The sequence below is a fragment of the Brevibacillus sp. BD137 genome, assembly GCF_041644655.1.
Classification (GTDB): domain Bacteria; phylum Bacillota; class Bacilli; order Brevibacillales; family Brevibacillaceae; genus Brevibacillus; species Brevibacillus brevis_D.
In genome coordinates, this window is sequence record NZ_JAOTNO010000003.1 from 329,360 (window position 1) to 344,603 (window position 15,244).

The window sequence follows — 15,244 nt, forward strand, 5'->3', positions numbered from 1 at the left end:
GACGGGCCCTACGAAAAAACGCTTGAACAGCCGGTTCCTTGCTCCCGGTCTGATTCAAGCGCCTTTGCTCTCTTCGTATCTACTTGTCACTGCTTTTTATGATAACGTCAGTACTAGTCTTGTGAAAAAATGGCCTGCTCGCCCAACAAAATTTCCTCTGCCAGCTTCACAAGCGGCACGCGCCGTTGCATGCTTACTTGCTGCATCCATTTGTATGCCGCATCCTCTTCCAAGGATAAGGCACTCATCAGCTTTCCTTTTGCCTTTTCCACTGCCTTGCGATCCTCAATCTTTTGCTTCAGATCATTTATATCCTTCTTCAGGGAAACGACTTTTTCCTTTTGGCTGAGTGCGATTTCTACTGCGGGAATCAAGTCATCCTCCGACACCGGCTTCACCAGGTAAGCCGTCACACCTGCTTTTCTGGCATCCTGGACAAGTTCCTTTTGGCTGTAAGCCGTCAAAAGAAGAATGGAACTGTCTGAAAAGGAACGAATGATACTACTTGCCTTGATTCCATTCAAGACAGGCATTTTCACATCCATGATGATCAGATCGGGCTTGTGACGATGGGCCTGTTCGACTGCCTCTTCTCCGTTTTTCGCCTCGGCAACCACTAAATACCCTTCATTTTCGAGCATCTCGCGCAAATCCATGCGAATAATCGGCTCGTCATCAACCACCATAATCTTCGGCTGTGTCATCTTCATCCTCCTTTTGGATCGGATAGAGTATGGTAACCTCTGTTCCGTTCCCAGTGTTGCGGAAATGCATCGTGCCTTCGAGGTCTTCCCTGACCAGTGTATCGACAATTTTCAGGCCGAGATGGCCCTTTTTGTGGATTTGCTCCATGTCCTCGATGCCTACCCCGTCATCTGTCACAGACAGACTAACGAAGTCTTCTTTGGCAACCAGTGCAATAGAGATTTTCCCTTCTTGCTGCTCAAGAAAACCATGAATCATGCAATTTTGAATCAGCTCGGTGACGATCAAGGCAAACGATGTTGCTTTGTTGGACGGCAGATACACCGATTCGCCCGTCACCACGACGTGTATAGCTTGCTCAGAACGTCTCATCGAAGAGACGATTATTTTCGATATTTTGGTTAAAATCTCTTTGAAGTCAATCTGCTCCAGACCATCCTGTGCCAAGTATTCGTGAATAATGGCGATGCTGTTGATGCGATTGATGCTTTCCCGGTATACCTTTTCAATCTCGTTGGACTGCGAACGCCGCATTTGCAGGCGCAACAGGCTAGAGATGGTTTGCAAATTGTTTTTGACCCGGTGGTGAATCTCTTTGATCACCGCGGATTTGATCATCAATTGCTTTTCTTTTTCCCGAATGTCCGATATGTCTCGCAGGAGAATGAATCCTCCAATGATGTCTTGTTTGCGGACGGACGAAACCGCTTTCATCATAATAAAATGTTTGCCTTTTGACAGCTCCTCCTGAATATAACCCCCGTTGCGTACAAAATTCTCCGGGGAAACTCTCCAGGAAAAAATACGTTCAATGCTCTCTCCCTTTTCTGGCCGTTCAAAGCCAATCAAAGACAGCAGCTTATGGGCACGGCCATTGGCGTACGTGATAACCCCACTCTGATCAAACAAAATCATGCCCTCGTGCAACAGCGACGAAATGGGCAGATCAGGCACAGCGAACTGGATGAGCGTCTCGCTTAAATGCTCTGTTGTTTCCTTGAGCATTTCGACGTTCTTTTCTTGTTCCACCTGTTTGGATATATCTTGTTCAGTTATCAAGGTCCCGATTGTTTTTCCAGCCGCATTCGTGATGGGTACGACACTTTGCCGCATCACGACCTGCTCCTGTGAAACCCCACGCGAACCGATGACGGGCTTGCCTGTAGTCAGACAATACATAACGGCCGGCTCATTAATCGCCGTCGCCAAATGCCCTACGACCGATCCACTGTACATAGAGCGTGCCGTACTCGGTGCAGCTTGTGCGACTACCATCGCAGCGCTCCGATCTACCGTTGGACAATCGATAAACATGTCCGCTTGAGACAGATCAGCAAAAATCTGAAGCTTGGAAGCCAGATCCTCCACAATCCGAATGTCGTCATCACTCAACGTCGTGGACGCTTTGCACACTTCTCGTATTGATTGCATGTGAACCTCTTTTCACCTGCTAGGAGTTGATATGACTTCATTTTCTCACAGACACGCTACGGCGGAAAGGGGTGTAATACTGGTTAATCACGCCTACTCGTTTACAATTTGTTGCAAATACGCTCGCAATTCTGGCACTCCCTCACTCGTGAGCGAGGAGGTCCGGAAAATTTTCGCATTGCCGAGCGATTGACGCAGGAATTGTTCTGCCCTCTCCACATTTGCATCAGGATGATCCATTTTGGTAATGACCCCGATGCACGATTGCGGAAACCCTTGTGAAAAGCCAGGAGGGAAATAATTGCGCTCCCGCGTAGCATCCTGCACCATCACAATGATCTTCGCCTCAAGAGAGGTAGCCATAAGCGTGCGGTAAAACATCGGGTTTTCGCTGTACTCACCCGGAGTGTCAATCGCCCAGTCCCGATATTCGAGCGCTTGTGTCTTCCGGGCAGGCTGTTCGTCATTGAACAGCGCCCGCACCAGAGAAGACTTTCCTGCTTCAATTGCACCGATAATCATTACACGGCCGGTCATGATTTCGTCACCAATGCCGGTGTAAACCGCAGTTTTTCGCTCAGCACCTGATTGACCGCTTCGACTGCCATCTCAACAGCGGATACATCTCCTACGACAATCAGTGAACCTGTAAAACGATCGAGAAACCCAAGCTCGACGCCAGCAGCCTTTGTCGCAATATCCGCGGCAATAATGGCTGTTTCGGTAGGCGTCAAAGTCAAAATGCCGATAGCACCGGCCTCATTGATACCTAGCTTGGTATAGAGCATTGGGTCAGGGTTTGCGATTACATGAGCCAACGTGACCTGTTTCCCTGGTACGAATTCCTGGATGACTCGTGAACGTTCCTGTTCCATTCCTATTCCTCTCTTCCTGCGGCACCCGGCACCTCAAACGAATCCACGATGCCTACGATGATCGCATCGATCGGCACACTGGTGCCGGAGAAAAGGATTCGGGCAGGCGTCCCACGAGAGACGATAACCTGCTCCCCGATTCCCGCACCGATCCTGTCCGCTGCGATAACGGTTTGTCCGCCTTCTTCGCCACGCCAATCAATCGGCTGAACCACCATGAGCTTGAGATTTTCCATACCTGCTTCTTTTTGCGTGGCCCAGACGCTGCCGATCACTTTTCCCAAAAACATGCGATCACCCTTTTCCTAAATAGCTGACCGTAATGCCGCGTTCTCTCATGCTGTCATAAGCAAGCGGAGAAACAATTGCACCTTTTTTCACGATCAAAGTCGTATCGCGAAGCTCAGGCTGCGATCTGATCCAATCCGCTGTCAACAGCTTCCCGGAAAAGACGGCTTCTTGCTCATCCAAAGGAGTCAATGTCGGTTGTTCTGTCTTGCTAGTAGTCTCCACTTTTTGTAGCTGAGACTTCAGCTTGGAAACCACGCGATCAGCCAGACGGCGTTGCTCCGCAAACTCCACACCCAGCTCTTTCATGCCTTCAACGTGACGGTTGAACAGCTTTTCATAAGCAGGTGTCAGTGTCAATGTTTGCAGGGTGCGACGGTCTGCACGCTTGATTCCTGGCACATCGGAACCAGCAATGACGAATTTACCTGTTACCAACGCGGAAAAGACGATTTCCGCTTTGATTGTTCCTTTTAGACCGGAAGCAATTCTCGCTGCATTATCCAAATCGATTTCTGGAATCACGATACCGACATAATCTTTCGGCACTTCCAACGGGGCAGGAGCGTACTCGTCTGCTGTAAGAATTTTGCCTGCTCCCCCACATTCGATCTTGTGCATTCCCAACCAGGAAGAGGTTTCTCCGTCCAGGAAGAGAATGTCATGGCAGATCCCGTGGTTTTTCAGTTGGATAAAATGATCCTGAAACGCCTCATGAGCCTGGCTGTCGCAAAAAACGTACAGGACACGAGGCGCTGTGCTGCTTTGCTTTTCTGTATTCATCGATTGCAAAATTTCTTTCGTAATCGACGCCACCATTTCTCTGATGTCCATCAAGCTCAACCTCCGTTAGCCGGAGTAAAATTGCCCGTTCTTGCCGATCACTTTTACCCGGTCGCCCGTTTTCAAATTAGCGGCATTTCCTTCATCCGTATCCACGTGGAAATCAAGTGCAAACTGCGGATGTACACGAACGACTACATCTGGATAGATGATAGGACGATCGCTTTGCGTCGCCAGAATCAGCGTATCGCCATCCTTCACTTGATATTGCTCGGCATCTGCTGGAGACATATGAACGTGGCTCTTCGCAACGATTACGCCTTTGTCCATTACTACTGTCCCTTTTGCCGTTACAAGTACCATACCTGGTGTACCTTCAATATCTCCAGACATACGCACAGGGGCTTGAACACCAACTGCAAAGCCGTCTGTTCTGGAAATTTCCACTTGTGTCGCGCCACGAGCTGGTCCCAAAACGCGAACCCCATGGATGCTGCCTTTTGGTCCCACGATGGTGACTGTTTCCTGGCAAGCAAACTGGCCCGGTTGCGACAAATCACGCATTGGCGTCAATTGATGTCCGGCTCCGAAAAGCTTCTCGACATCTGCTTGCGACAAATGAATGTGACGATTCGATACGCCCAAAGGAATTTCTCGCACTGCCTCGGCAGCTTGATTGGTGGAAGGCTGCTGGTTCTGATCAACTTGTTTCACTTGAATCCCTCTTCCTTTCAAGAAATCTGCCGCTGCTGGTGTTATTTTATCCCCTTTCTCAACGAGAAAGGGGTTTGGAATGCCTGACTTATGCATGGCTCTCAAGGATGCTTCTGTAATCACTGCCATAAGGATTTATTACCCTTCGAGTTTAGGCAGAATCAGTTCAATGTCTCCATGAGGGCGTGGGATAACGTGAATAGATACGAGCTCTCCTACTTTTTCAGCAGCAGCGGCACCTGCGTCTGTGGAAGCTTTTACTGCACCTACGTCACCACGTACCATAACAGTCACGAGACCGCCACCTACGTGTACTTTACCGATCAGTTTTACGTTCGCTGCTTTTACCATTGCGTCAGCAGCTTCAACTGCTCCTACCAAACCTTTTGTTTCTACCATTCCCAATGCGGACATTTCTCCAGCCATTTTCATTTCCTCCTTAATTATATCTCCAAAATTTTAGTGTTTTACGACATTAAGACGTCATTTCTGTTAACACGGATTTGATGATGTTCTTGATCTCATCACGGCTCAAGCCAACGTTCATGGAAGAGACAGCCTGTAGGACAGCTTCTTCCGCTTGTGTCGCAGGAGCTTGTGGTGCTGGTGTTGATTGTGGCATTTCTTTGATGCCAAATGCAACACGCTTGATGTTGAACATGTGCTTCGCACCGATGTTATCGGAAGTGATGTTGCCCCCTAAAGAACCGCATCCAAGAGTGAACGCTGGTTGTACACCAGTCGTTGCACCAATTCCTCCGAAGGTCGTACCCGTATTGACCGGAATTCTAGATGCTGGCATTGCTTGACCATACGCTGCGATGACATTCTCATCCTGGGCGTGAATACCCGCTGTATGTCCAAGACCACCATGCTCCAGCAATTCGCGGCAACGGGCAAACGCTTCGCTGTCGCCGTGAACAGTGTAGAGGGCAAGGACCGGAGCCAGTTTTTCAACGGACATCGGATATGCTTTACCTACATTGTTCTCCTCCGCAATCAGGACACGCGTATCAGCAGGGATGGTAATACCCGCCATTTGCGCGATCACATGCGGAGAGCGGCCAACGATTTTCGCGTTCAGCGAGCCGTTTATCGTGACGATGGCAGCTACCTTTTCCTTTTCTTGCTCGTTCAGGAAGTAGGCGCCTTCACGCTTCAGGGCAGCAATCAATTGGTGTTTAGTAGATTCCTCTACTACCAATGCTTGCTCAGAAGCGCAGATTGTACCATAGTCAAACGTTTTGCTCTGCACGATGCGCTTGGCAGCAGCAGCAAAGTCCGCACTGTGGTGGACGTAGACTGGAACGTTACCAGGTCCCACACCGTAAGCAGGCTTGCCGGAGCTGTATGCTGCGCGTACCATCGGCGTTCCGCCAGTCGCGAGAATCAAATTGGTCAGCTTGTGCTTCATCAGCTCGTTTGTCGCTGGAAGCGTAGGCTTGGTAACGCAATGGATCAAGCCTTCTGGTGCTCCAGCCGCTACTGCCGCCTGTGCCATCAAACGCGCTGCTTCCAGCGTGCACTTGGCTGCCGACGGATGCGGGCTGAAGACAATCGCATTTCTCGCCTTGAGGGAGACCATCGATTTATAGATAACCGTGGACGTCGGATTGGTAGAAGGCACGATACCAGCTACGATACCGAATGGCTGCGCCACTTCCCATACCTTGTTTTCTTCGTCCTTACGGATGATGCCAACCGTTTTTACATCTTTCACAGATGCGTACACATCTTGAGCAGCAAACAGGTTTTTCATCCGTTTGTCCGCGATGTTACCAAAGCCTGTTTCTTCTACAGCCATCGCTGCGAGTCGATCTGCATGCTCCACGCCTGCTTTGGACAGGGCTTCGATGATTCTATCGACTTGTTCTTGGCTGTAAGTAGCGAACTTGGCCTGTGCTTCCTTCGCTTGTGCGAGGTAGGTACGCACTTCCTGTATGGAATACAGATCAGCGTCGAGTGTCATTAGGCTTTGTCACCTCCGCCTTGTTTCTCTTCCAACAGACGAATGAGATCTTCTTTCTTCGCCATGTTGATTTCGTTCGTTGTCAGCGGGAAGTCCGCATAAGAACGAGCCATCTTGCGCAGATCATTGATAGACTGATCTTGCAATTTGGTCGCTGGCACTTGGGCCGGCTCTGCCTTAGCCTCTTCTTTTGCTTCCGGTTTCAGCAGGTTTTTAAGCATTTTGGGTACATTTTCGTCAGGACGTGGAATCACGTGTGAGTGCAGCAATCTTCCAACACGTCTCGCAGCGTCAGCGCCAGCATCTACTGCTGCCTGTACGGAGGAGACATCTCCGATTACATACACGGTAACGATCCCTGCGTCCGCGCCTTCATAAGAGACAACTTTGACGTCAGCTGCTTTGGCAGCAGCATCTGCGGCAGCGATGAGAGCAGGCAAGCCCAATGTCTCGATCATGCCGAGTGAATATGACGTAGCGCGCATTTACATTACCTCCCCTTCAAGAGGGAAATTCCCTATTATCGTTTGACAGGCTGTTGGGCGACACTTCTTACGGCATCAGCAAAAGCATCGGCGGCTGCCGTGCATGCTGACTGGCTACCAGTGAGTAGCGCTCCCCCAAAGTTCGTTTCTGTTGGTGGACCAAAAAATTGAACCATTTCTACATCTGCAGCCTTGAGGGCGGCATCAATACCATACATGGCTTCCAGCGGTGGTGCGATCAAGTAGGCAAGCGGTTCACCTTCTCTGATACCCGCCAGTTGGGACAAATAGCTGCCCGTCCGCGACACAACATGGGCGTAATACGCATGCGTCCCTTCATCATTCAAAGAGTAAAAGCATGCTCCGCTCTCCATAAATGCAACGGCTGCATCCAGTCCGCTCTGCACCTCCGATGGCGTCGCGCCTCCGATCATCCCGATGAACTCGCCGGACAACGGTCCAGACGCATGGCCTGAGCCTGCATAAAACGACTTGGCATAAACAACTTCCACCGCTGCACTTTTGGTCGCTTCATCAATGGCCGTATACCCCACATCGTCAATCGTAGAGGTCAAAAGCCCCAGACTTCGGATATGAGAAGGCAGGTTCAGCTTCTCCGCAAATTGAGGATCGACATTGGGAATCAGTCGGATCGCAAGCGGCGTCGCTCGAATTGGTTTTTCCATGCGTGTCACTCCTTTCAAGACAACTTCCCTTTTCAAAAGCAAAAAAAGGTGCCTAAACACGAAAAAACAAGCCGTGTTCAAGGGCACCTTTGCCTTTTGATTATTCACTTGTGAGTAGAAGATTACACGCGATTTACGTGGTCTTTTACCTGTCTCTAATGTAGAACAAGGTACAGAAAAATGCAAGCGTTTTCGGCATTCCGTCACTTTTCCATATTCCGGTCATATTACGGACACACGCCCCCGTTAAATTTGTGTTGTAGCCGAGACGGGCAAGCCCACAAACAAGGCTCACCACAATCTAAAGACCCCCCAAGGAGGAATTTTACAATGAAAAAGAAAATGGCAATGACAGTTATGGCTTTGGCAGTATCTGCAATGGCAGGTTCCGCGTTTGCAGCAAATGAACCAGCGAAAACGACTGGTTCTTCTGCTCCACTGAAAATGGTGAACACAGATGGTACAGATGCTCTTCTAAAACCGATTTTTAGTCTGGAGGAAATGGCGAAAGAAAAAGGCATATCTGTAGAAGAGTTGATCGAGCAGCTTGAAAAAGAAGGCAAACTGACGAAAAGAGTAGCTACCATCACGAAAGACGGCGATCTGACAACCAGCTTCTCCTTCATGAAATTCGATGCCAATTACGATAACCATAAGATGATGAACCTGGAAGAAATGGCGAAAGAAAAAGGCATATCTGTGGAAGAGTTGATCAAGCAGCTTGAAAAAGAAGGCACGATCGCCACTGGTGAAGCAGCTTCCTTTACTCAACCTGCAATCAGTTTGGAGCAAATGGCAAAAGAAAAAGGCATCTCCGTGGAAGAGTTGATCAAGCAGCTTGAAAAAGAAGGAAAAATCACAAAAGGTACAACAGTCTCCGTATCTGCCATCAAAAAATAAGCGTTGCCTTTCAAGCACACACAAAAACCTCTGACAGGAAACTGCCAGAGGTTTAGTTACGCCCTGCTAAACAACTGAACAAGAGCATTTTTTACAAATGGTTACAGTCAAAATGATGTCTATCATTGCTATGATAAGTACAAATTGACTTGAGATAGATAGGAGGTGTTTCTTCGTGAAACGAATTCTACTCATCGAGGATGAAATGCCGATCGCCCGACTTGTCCAGGTCTACCTGGAACGGGCGGGCTATGAGGTAAAATGGAATGAGGGTAATCACGAGGCAATCCCGACTTTTTTCTCCTGGAAACCAGATCTTGTCCTGCTTGACCTGATGCTGCCCGATCATGACGGCTTGGATATACTCGATCAGATTCGCCAATACGGCAGCTGCCCTGTCATTATCATCACGGCGCGCGGTACCGTACCAGACAAGCTCCAAGGGCTAGCACAAGGTGCAGATGATTACATCGCCAAGCCATTTGATCCAGAAGAAGTGCTCGCACGTGTACAAGCTGTGCTCCGCCGTTCCTCTTATATCTCCGAAGCAGATACGATCAGACTCGGGACACTTTCCATAGATGTTACTGCCCAAAATGCCTTGATCGGGAAAACACCCCTTGCCTTGATGCCACGAGATTGGCAGCTGCTCGTTTTCCTGGCGCGACATCCGAACCAATGCTTTAGCCGCGATCAATTACTGGATCAAGTGTGGGGAATGGATTTTGAAGGAGGGGATCGTTCTGTGGATACCGCTGTGAAACGTTTGCGTAAAAGCTTGTTGCCTTGGCCGACTTCCGAAGGGGAGATTAGCACAATCAGAGGAATGGGGTACAGCCTACGTGTTTACTAAACGATTCTCTGCCAACAGGACTGCCGTGCCGCTCTTGCGCTACTGGACGTGGCGCTATGCCTTGATTTTATCGATCATTCTTTTTGGTATCGGCTTTTTTGGAATCTATTGGATTAACAAAGCAGCTACAGAACAACAGTTTCAAGTATTACAAGCAAGAACAGAGTTGCTCGCTGATTCGTATACCAAGGTGTTGCTTGCCAAGGACACCTCGACTTCTTCTGTAAAGATAGAGGATTTGGCACAAACAACTGTAGGTATCTCCAATCAGGCTGTCACTGCTGTGACTGGCCCTGCGTCTCCGGCTATTCCTGACACCGCAACACCCGCAGTCACTACCGCCATGATCGCATTTCGAGTCATGCCGACTGTTCCAAGCGATCACGTGGTACAGATTTACGATGATGCAGGCAAGACGTTCAAGAAGGAAATGGTGAATCAGACGATGACCGCTACCATTGCGCAGTTGCCTACTCCTGCCCAACCGGTGGACAAAACGAAAGAAATACGGGAGGTTGTTGCCACAAAGGGAGCTACCTGGCTGCGTGTGGGTGTCCCTTACTATGAACACAATACAGTCGCAGGCACCTATTACGTCAGTACCCCCCTTAACAATGATTTGGTTCACACTTATATCACGATCATGGTTTCCATCGGAATCATCACTTTGTGCGGTTGGGCCATCGTCTATGTCCTGTCTCGCTCGTTAACACAGCCCCTGCGGCAGTTGGCAATAGCGGCAGAGCAAATATCCAGCGGAAATTATACGCCTTCCTTGCCCAATTCCTCCAAAATCAAAGAAGCAGAAATCAGTCAGCTGGTTCATTCCTTTGACGAAATGGCGAAACGGCTTGGACAATTAGAGCGGATGCGCACCGACCTTTTGGCTGGTGTGTCCCATGAGCTACGTACCCCTGTCACCTCGATCCGCGGGATGATTCAAGCGGTCAAAGACGGCGTAGTGAAAGGTGCAGATGCGGATGAATTCATGCAAATCAGCATGGACGAAGCCAAGCGACTCCAGACAATGGTCAATGACCTGCTCGATTTTTCCTCCATGGAAGCAGGTGAGGTATTCGCCGAGAAGCAGTCCATACAGATCGACAGCACATTGGATCAGATAGTCGCACAGGTGCAAGCCTTGCCCTCATTTGCCAACGTATCTGTGACAGTTAATCCGACTGGACAAGATACTGTATGGATCGGTGATGAATCACATGTCAAACAAATTTTGCTCAATTTATTGGGGAACAGTGCTGCCGCAAATGCAACGCAAATCAACATCGGCGTCCATAATCCGAGTGACTTCCTCTCCATCGATATAACCGACAATGGAAAGGGAATTCCTGAGTCAGAGATTCCCTTCATTTTCGAACGGTACTATCGCGGAGATAGCAAACGGAAAAAGAAGCAAGGCCTGGGGCTGGGCTTGACGATCTCCCGCCTATTGGCAAAAACACACGGCGGCAATGTCGACTTGGTTCAGACATCTCCAGAAGGAACAACCTTTCGACTTACACTCGCCCATCCAGACTCGTCCGCATGAAAATGAACAGAGGAAGCAGCACTGATGAATCGTGCCGCCTCCTCTTTTACGTATGGGCACCCTCCGGCACATGTGTGCGGATGAGATCCATGAAGATGTCCAATGCTTTGGTATGAAACTCTTCAGACTTCGTGACGAGCGAAAAATCACGGGTAACCGGTGTCCCCGTCACCCTCAATGTACAGAGTGTACCAAGCTTGCGTTCTTTGCGAATGGCCCAATAAGAAAGCAGGCTGATTCCCAAGCCAGCCTCCACTGACTCCTTGATCACCTGTGTACTGCCGAACTCCATTCGCTTGTGCGGTGTGAATTGCAGTTGGCGAAACATTTTTTCAGCCGCTTCCCTCGTGCCTGACCCTTCTTCCCGTACAATCCACGTTTCCTTCATCAGCTCGTCAATACTGACCTCCGACTGCCCGGCCAATCGATGCTCTGGCGAAGCAATCAAATACATACGATCATCAGCAAACGGCTCTACGCACATTTTTTCGTCCACATACTCGCCCTCAACAATCCCGACGTCGAGTTGTCGCTTCGCCACCAGTTCAGCAATGACGGTGGAATTGTGGATCGTAATCGTGGGGGTAATCATTGGGTAATACTGACGAAGACGGGCAATGACGTGAGGCAGCACATACTCTCCATACGTGTAGCTGGCGCCAATCGTCAAATGCCCGCTCGGTGTATTCATCAAATCATCCACAAGGCTCTGCATCCGCGTATACAAGCCCAAGATCTCCCGAGCGTGATGATAGACAATCTCTCCAGCTTTATTCAAGCGAACATATTTGTTGCTTCGCTCCAGGAGCTTTGTCCCTATCGTGCGCTCGAGCGCATGAATATACTGACTAACGGCAGGCTGCGTCATGTGGAGCTCTTCTGCAGCTCGGGAAAAGTTTTGTCTGTCCGCAACGGTCACGAACACAAGCAAATGCTGATCCAACTGCCTTCACTCTCCTTTCCACCACTAATCATTCATTTCACTTATGATGATCATCGCAATGATTTATTTTTCTTATTATAACAGTTGCCGTATGCTGAGTTTGTAAAACTTTTCGAGGAGTGATGGCAATGGCAACTCAGATCAAAAACAGCGTGCCATTGAATGAAAGCAATGCCAGCGTACAGCCCGCAAAAAACAACGAAAGCAAACCTGCATCCTTCTCGCTGTGGATAGCTGGAATCGCTTTTACTTTTTTCATCGCCCTGACAGGCTACGGCTTAGCAAAAATACCTGGCTTTCAACAGGTCGGCCCTCTCGCCTGTTCGATCCTGATCGCGGTCGCCTACCGGCATTTTCGTGGATATCCGGAAGCATTGCGATCAGGGATTCAATTTTCCGCCAAACGTTTACTTCGTCTGGCTATTATTTTGTACGGGCTCAAGCTCAATATCGACGTCGTCTTGAATCAAGGTCTCGGGCTTCTCGTCTATGACGCTGGTGTCATTATTTTTGCCATTGTGGTTACGATGCTGATAGCCAAGTGGCTGAAAGCAGACTCTTCCCTCTCCCTCATGCTCGGAGTCGGTACAGGTGTCTGTGGAGCAGCGGCCATTGCAGCCGTCTCCCCTATCATTGCTGCCAAGGATGAAGATACCGCTATTGGGGTAGGTATGATCGCACTCGTCGGAACCCTGTTTGCCGTTGCCTACACGATCCTGCGGCCATTCCTTCCCCTGTCCGCGGTCGAATACGGCATGTGGTCAGGAATTAGTCTGCATGAGATTGCGCATGTTGCATTGGCTGCTGCACCAGCGGGTCAAGATGGGCTAGCGATTGCCCTGCTGGCAAAATTGGGGCGTGTACTCCTGTTGGTTCCGCTCTGTTTTATCCTGATGGTTTGGATGAAACGCTCCGGGAAATTACAAAGTGGCACCAAGATCGAATTCCCTTGGTTCCTGATCGGCTTCCTCGCCATGAGTGTTTTTGGAAGCTACGTTCTCGGCACATCCATTCCTGTCTCAGAAGCGTTCCATAATGGCATCGCCAATGTCACAACCTTCGTGCTCACCATGGCGATGGTCGGGCTCGGGCTCAATGTCAATCTGCGTGCACTGCGGACAAAAGCGGCGCGCCCACTGATTGCCATGAGTATTACCTCGATTCTTTTGTCGGTGCTCTCCTTTGCATTGGTATAAAAACTGTGGATAACCAAACACCCGAATTCGAATTCGCCGATTTCTTGATGATCGGCGAGTTTTTTTGTGGATAAGGACAAAGATTATCCCCATATGTTGATAAAGATGTGTACATCTTTGCCGAGGGGGATCTATATGTCGAGAAAATGGTTGAGGAGACGACCGAATATCTTATTCATCATTGTGGATCAGGAACGATTTCCCCCTGTTTATGAAGAGCCTGCGATACGTGAATGGAGGGAGGATACACTCCACGCCCATGCTTTTTTGCGAGAGCATGGGTTGGAATTCAAGCGTCATTACGTTGGCTCCACAGCCTGTTGCCCTAGCAGAGCTACCTTATTCACTGGTCAGTATCCCTCTTTGCACGGCGTCACCCAGACCAGCGGCGCCGCTAAACGCTCTGCCGACAGCGACATGTTCTGGCTTGATCGCAATACTGTCCCGACGATGGGAAATTATTTTCGCCAAGCGGGCTATCGTTGTTTCTATAAAGGCAAGTGGCATTTTTCCGATGCCGACATTTGGGTACCGGGTACCCATGTTCCTACCCCCAGCTATACCCTTGGAACAGGGGTCCCTGATCCCGATAAGGAACGCTTATACTTGCTTGCCGATCGGCTGGACGGCTATGGCTTCTCCAGTTGGATTGGTCCCGAACCGCACGGAATAGCGCCGCATAACTCCGGTTCGTCCGCAGCCATCGGAGTAAATGGTCGTGATGTGGTGTACAGCAGTGAAGTCATCGAGCTGCTCCATGCATTAGATCAGGAGAAAGGCTCCGCGGAAAGCTACCACCCTTGGCTGATCGTGGCGTCCTTCGTCAATCCACATGATATCGCCATCTATGGGGATATCTCTGCGAGCTCACCGTTTTTTCGCTTCCATGTGGATAAGTCCGTTCCCACAGTTGCCCCGCCCCCTACTCAGTACGAATCACTTGCGACAAAGCCGCGCTGCCAAGCCAGTTATCAAGAGGTATATCCACAAGCGTTTCAACCCATTTCGGACCAAGCCCATTACCGAAGACTGTACTATCAACTCCAAAAAAACGCCGATCGGGAAATGATGCGTGTCCTTGAAGCACTCGTCGCCAGCTCGTTTTATCCCGAGACACTGGTCGTATTCACATCCGATCACGGTGAATTGTTGGGTGCTCACGGCAAGCTGTATCAAAAATGGTACTGTGCCTATGAAGAGGCGATTCACATTCCCCTCATTATCCACAACCCGCTCCTTTTTCCACTCGCGACCTCCACAGAGCTGTTAACCAGTCATGTGGATATTCTTCCGACACTACTCGGGATGGCTGGAGCAGACACAGACAGGCTGCGTGACGAGCTGACCTATACACATAGCGAGGTACGCCCTCTTGTTGGTCGTGATCTTACTCCCATCATCTTGACCCACGAAACGGATACTATCCCCAGCGTGCCGATCTACTTCATGACGGACGACGATGTGACAAAAGGACAGCATCAGGTGAACGTGCAACACCAACCCTATGACTCTGTCATTCCTCCGAATCGGATAGAAACCGTCATCGCCTGCATGAATTCTGCCGGGCACAGCGCTTTATGGAAATACTCCCGCTATTTTGCCGGAGATGTATACAACCCTACGATGAATGATTACGAATTGTACAATCTCACGACCGACCCTTTGGAAACACGGAATATGGTTATCCCCCTTTACAAAAACACACACTCGGAGCGCGTCCGCCTGAAAATGGAGCTGCTTTTAGAGGAACAACGCGCCCAAAAACGACTGACCCCCTTTTCTCCCCCTTTCGCACAACTACTGTCTACGTAAAATTTCCCTGAACAACAGAAAAACCCCTCAAATAGAGGGGCTTCTCGTCTTTCCTTTT

17 protein-coding genes are annotated in these 15,244 nt (G+C 49.5%); 5 read left to right on the forward strand and 12 right to left on the reverse strand.

Annotated elements, in window-relative coordinates; translation table 11 throughout:
* Window positions 1–113: 113 nt before the first annotated feature.
* The 11 genes from ODZ53_RS08215 to eutL all read right to left on the reverse strand — a co-directional run bounded on the left by ODZ53_RS08215 (window position 114) and on the right by eutL (window position 7,936).
* Window positions 114–710: an ANTAR domain-containing response regulator gene (locus tag ODZ53_RS08215; RefSeq protein WP_483862215.1), complete on the reverse strand. Its 597-nt coding sequence runs from the start codon at window positions 708–710 to the stop codon at window positions 114–116.
* Window positions 676–2,136: a sensor histidine kinase gene (locus ODZ53_RS08220; RefSeq protein WP_015893784.1), complete on the reverse strand. Its 1,461-nt coding sequence runs from the start codon at window positions 2,134–2,136 to the stop codon at window positions 676–678. Before ODZ53_RS08220 ends, ODZ53_RS08215 begins: the two co-directional genes overlap by 35 nt.
* A gap of 93 nt (window positions 2,137–2,229) precedes the next feature.
* A complete protein-coding gene (locus ODZ53_RS08225; RefSeq protein ID WP_015893785.1) occupies window positions 2,230–2,673 on the reverse strand; it encodes a EutP/PduV family microcompartment system protein in 444 nt (147 codons plus the stop codon).
* A complete protein-coding gene (eutS, locus tag ODZ53_RS08230; protein ID WP_007720097.1) occupies window positions 2,670–3,011 on the reverse strand; it encodes an ethanolamine utilization microcompartment protein EutS in 342 nt (113 codons plus the stop codon). Before eutS ends, ODZ53_RS08225 begins: the two co-directional genes overlap by 4 nt.
* Window positions 3,012–3,013: 2 nt before the next feature.
* Complete coding sequence (locus ODZ53_RS08235; RefSeq protein WP_007720099.1) at window positions 3,014–3,301, reverse strand: EutN/CcmL family microcompartment protein; 288 nt, start codon at window positions 3,299–3,301, stop codon at window positions 3,014–3,016.
* A gap of 4 nt (window positions 3,302–3,305) precedes the next feature.
* On the reverse strand, window positions 3,306–4,133 hold the full coding sequence (locus ODZ53_RS08240; protein WP_015893786.1) for a hypothetical protein: 828 nt from the start codon (window positions 4,131–4,133) through the stop codon (window positions 3,306–3,308).
* 15 nt (window positions 4,134–4,148) lie between these two features.
* Complete coding sequence (gene pduL, locus ODZ53_RS08245; protein ID WP_041749711.1) at window positions 4,149–4,925, reverse strand: phosphate propanoyltransferase; 777 nt, start codon at window positions 4,923–4,925, stop codon at window positions 4,149–4,151.
* A gap of 9 nt (window positions 4,926–4,934) precedes the next feature.
* The gene (gene eutM, locus ODZ53_RS08250; RefSeq protein ID WP_007720104.1) at window positions 4,935–5,222 is read right to left on the reverse strand and encodes an ethanolamine utilization microcompartment protein EutM; all 288 of its coding nucleotides are present in this window, start codon (window positions 5,220–5,222) and stop codon (window positions 4,935–4,937) included.
* 49 nt (window positions 5,223–5,271) lie between these two features.
* Window positions 5,272–6,765 carry an acetaldehyde dehydrogenase (acetylating) gene (locus ODZ53_RS08255; RefSeq protein ID WP_199929656.1) on the reverse strand — a complete coding sequence of 498 codons (1,494 nt, stop codon included), beginning with the start codon at window positions 6,763–6,765 and terminating at the stop codon, window positions 5,272–5,274.
* Window positions 6,765–7,250: a BMC domain-containing protein gene (locus tag ODZ53_RS08260; protein WP_064200067.1), complete on the reverse strand. Its 486-nt coding sequence runs from the start codon at window positions 7,248–7,250 to the stop codon at window positions 6,765–6,767. Before ODZ53_RS08260 ends, ODZ53_RS08255 begins: the two co-directional genes overlap by 1 nt.
* Before the next feature lie 35 nt (window positions 7,251–7,285).
* Window positions 7,286–7,936 (reverse strand): ethanolamine utilization microcompartment protein EutL, encoded by a 651-nt coding sequence (eutL, locus tag ODZ53_RS08265; protein WP_173603969.1) that lies wholly within the window; start codon window positions 7,934–7,936, stop codon window positions 7,286–7,288.
* 330 nt (window positions 7,937–8,266) lie between these two features.
* Here eutL and ODZ53_RS08270 point away from each other — a divergent pair, with 330 nt between their 5' ends.
* The 3 genes from ODZ53_RS08270 (at window position 8,267) to ODZ53_RS08280 (ending at window position 11,235) form a co-directional block, all read left to right on the forward strand.
* On the forward strand, window positions 8,267–8,836 hold the full coding sequence (locus tag ODZ53_RS08270) for a hypothetical protein (RefSeq protein WP_372676600.1): 570 nt from the start codon (window positions 8,267–8,269) through the stop codon (window positions 8,834–8,836).
* Between the two features lie 175 nt (window positions 8,837–9,011).
* A complete protein-coding gene (locus ODZ53_RS08275; RefSeq protein ID WP_372676601.1) occupies window positions 9,012–9,689 on the forward strand; it encodes a response regulator transcription factor in 678 nt (225 codons plus the stop codon).
* Window positions 9,679–11,235, forward strand: a complete 1,557-nt coding sequence (locus ODZ53_RS08280) for a sensor histidine kinase (RefSeq protein ID WP_372676602.1) — start codon at window positions 9,679–9,681, stop codon at window positions 11,233–11,235. The genes ODZ53_RS08275 and ODZ53_RS08280 overlap by 11 nt, the downstream gene beginning before the upstream one ends.
* Window positions 11,236–11,281: 46 nt before the next feature.
* Here ODZ53_RS08280 and ODZ53_RS08285 read toward each other — a convergent pair whose 3' ends face one another.
* Window positions 11,282–12,178 (reverse strand): LysR family transcriptional regulator, encoded by an 897-nt coding sequence (locus tag ODZ53_RS08285; protein WP_372676603.1) that lies wholly within the window; start codon window positions 12,176–12,178, stop codon window positions 11,282–11,284.
* Between the two features lie 128 nt (window positions 12,179–12,306).
* Between ODZ53_RS08285 and ODZ53_RS08290 the strand changes: the two genes are divergently transcribed.
* Both ODZ53_RS08290 and ODZ53_RS08295 read left to right on the forward strand, forming a co-directional pair.
* Window positions 12,307–13,374 (forward strand): YeiH family protein, encoded by a 1,068-nt coding sequence (locus tag ODZ53_RS08290; protein WP_372676604.1) that lies wholly within the window; start codon window positions 12,307–12,309, stop codon window positions 13,372–13,374.
* Between the two features lie 135 nt (window positions 13,375–13,509).
* On the forward strand, window positions 13,510–15,186 hold the full coding sequence (locus ODZ53_RS08295; protein ID WP_372676605.1) for a sulfatase family protein: 1,677 nt from the start codon (window positions 13,510–13,512) through the stop codon (window positions 15,184–15,186).
* Window positions 15,187–15,244: the final 58 nt, after the last annotated feature.

What these genes read in the sequence shown, in the direction of transcription:
- ODZ53_RS08215 (WP_483862215.1), bottom strand. Translation starts at nt 710, where the DNA reads ATGAAGATGACACAGCCGAAGATTATGGTGGTTGATGACGAGCCGATT.
- ODZ53_RS08240 (WP_015893786.1), bottom strand. Translation starts at nt 4,133, where the DNA reads ATGGACATCAGAGAAATGGTGGCGTCGATTACGAAAGAAATTTTGCAA.
- ODZ53_RS08260 (WP_064200067.1), bottom strand. Translation starts at nt 7,250, where the DNA reads ATGCGCGCTACGTCATATTCACTCGGCATGATCGAGACATTGGGCTTG.
- eutM (WP_007720104.1), bottom strand. Translation starts at nt 5,222, where the DNA reads ATGGCTGGAGAAATGTCCGCATTGGGAATGGTAGAAACAAAAGGTTTG.
- ODZ53_RS08225 (WP_015893785.1), bottom strand. Translation starts at nt 2,673, where the DNA reads ATGACCGGCCGTGTAATGATTATCGGTGCAATTGAAGCAGGAAAGTCT.
- ODZ53_RS08290 (WP_372676604.1), top strand. Translation starts at nt 12,307, where the DNA reads ATGGCAACTCAGATCAAAAACAGCGTGCCATTGAATGAAAGCAATGCC.
- ODZ53_RS08270 (WP_372676600.1), top strand. Translation starts at nt 8,267, where the DNA reads ATGAAAAAGAAAATGGCAATGACAGTTATGGCTTTGGCAGTATCTGCA.
- ODZ53_RS08235 (WP_007720099.1), bottom strand. Translation starts at nt 3,301, where the DNA reads ATGTTTTTGGGAAAAGTGATCGGCAGCGTCTGGGCCACGCAAAAAGAA.
- eutS (WP_007720097.1), bottom strand. Translation starts at nt 3,011, where the DNA reads ATGGAACAGGAACGTTCACGAGTCATCCAGGAATTCGTACCAGGGAAA.
- ODZ53_RS08220 (WP_015893784.1), bottom strand. Translation starts at nt 2,136, where the DNA reads ATGCAATCAATACGAGAAGTGTGCAAAGCGTCCACGACGTTGAGTGAT.
- ODZ53_RS08295 (WP_372676605.1), top strand. Translation starts at nt 13,510, where the DNA reads ATGTCGAGAAAATGGTTGAGGAGACGACCGAATATCTTATTCATCATT.
- ODZ53_RS08255 (WP_199929656.1), bottom strand. Translation starts at nt 6,765, where the DNA reads ATGACACTCGACGCTGATCTGTATTCCATACAGGAAGTGCGTACCTAC.
- eutL (WP_173603969.1), bottom strand. Translation starts at nt 7,936, where the DNA reads ATGGAAAAACCAATTCGAGCGACGCCGCTTGCGATCCGACTGATTCCC.
- pduL (WP_041749711.1), bottom strand. Translation starts at nt 4,925, where the DNA reads ATGGCAGTGATTACAGAAGCATCCTTGAGAGCCATGCATAAGTCAGGC.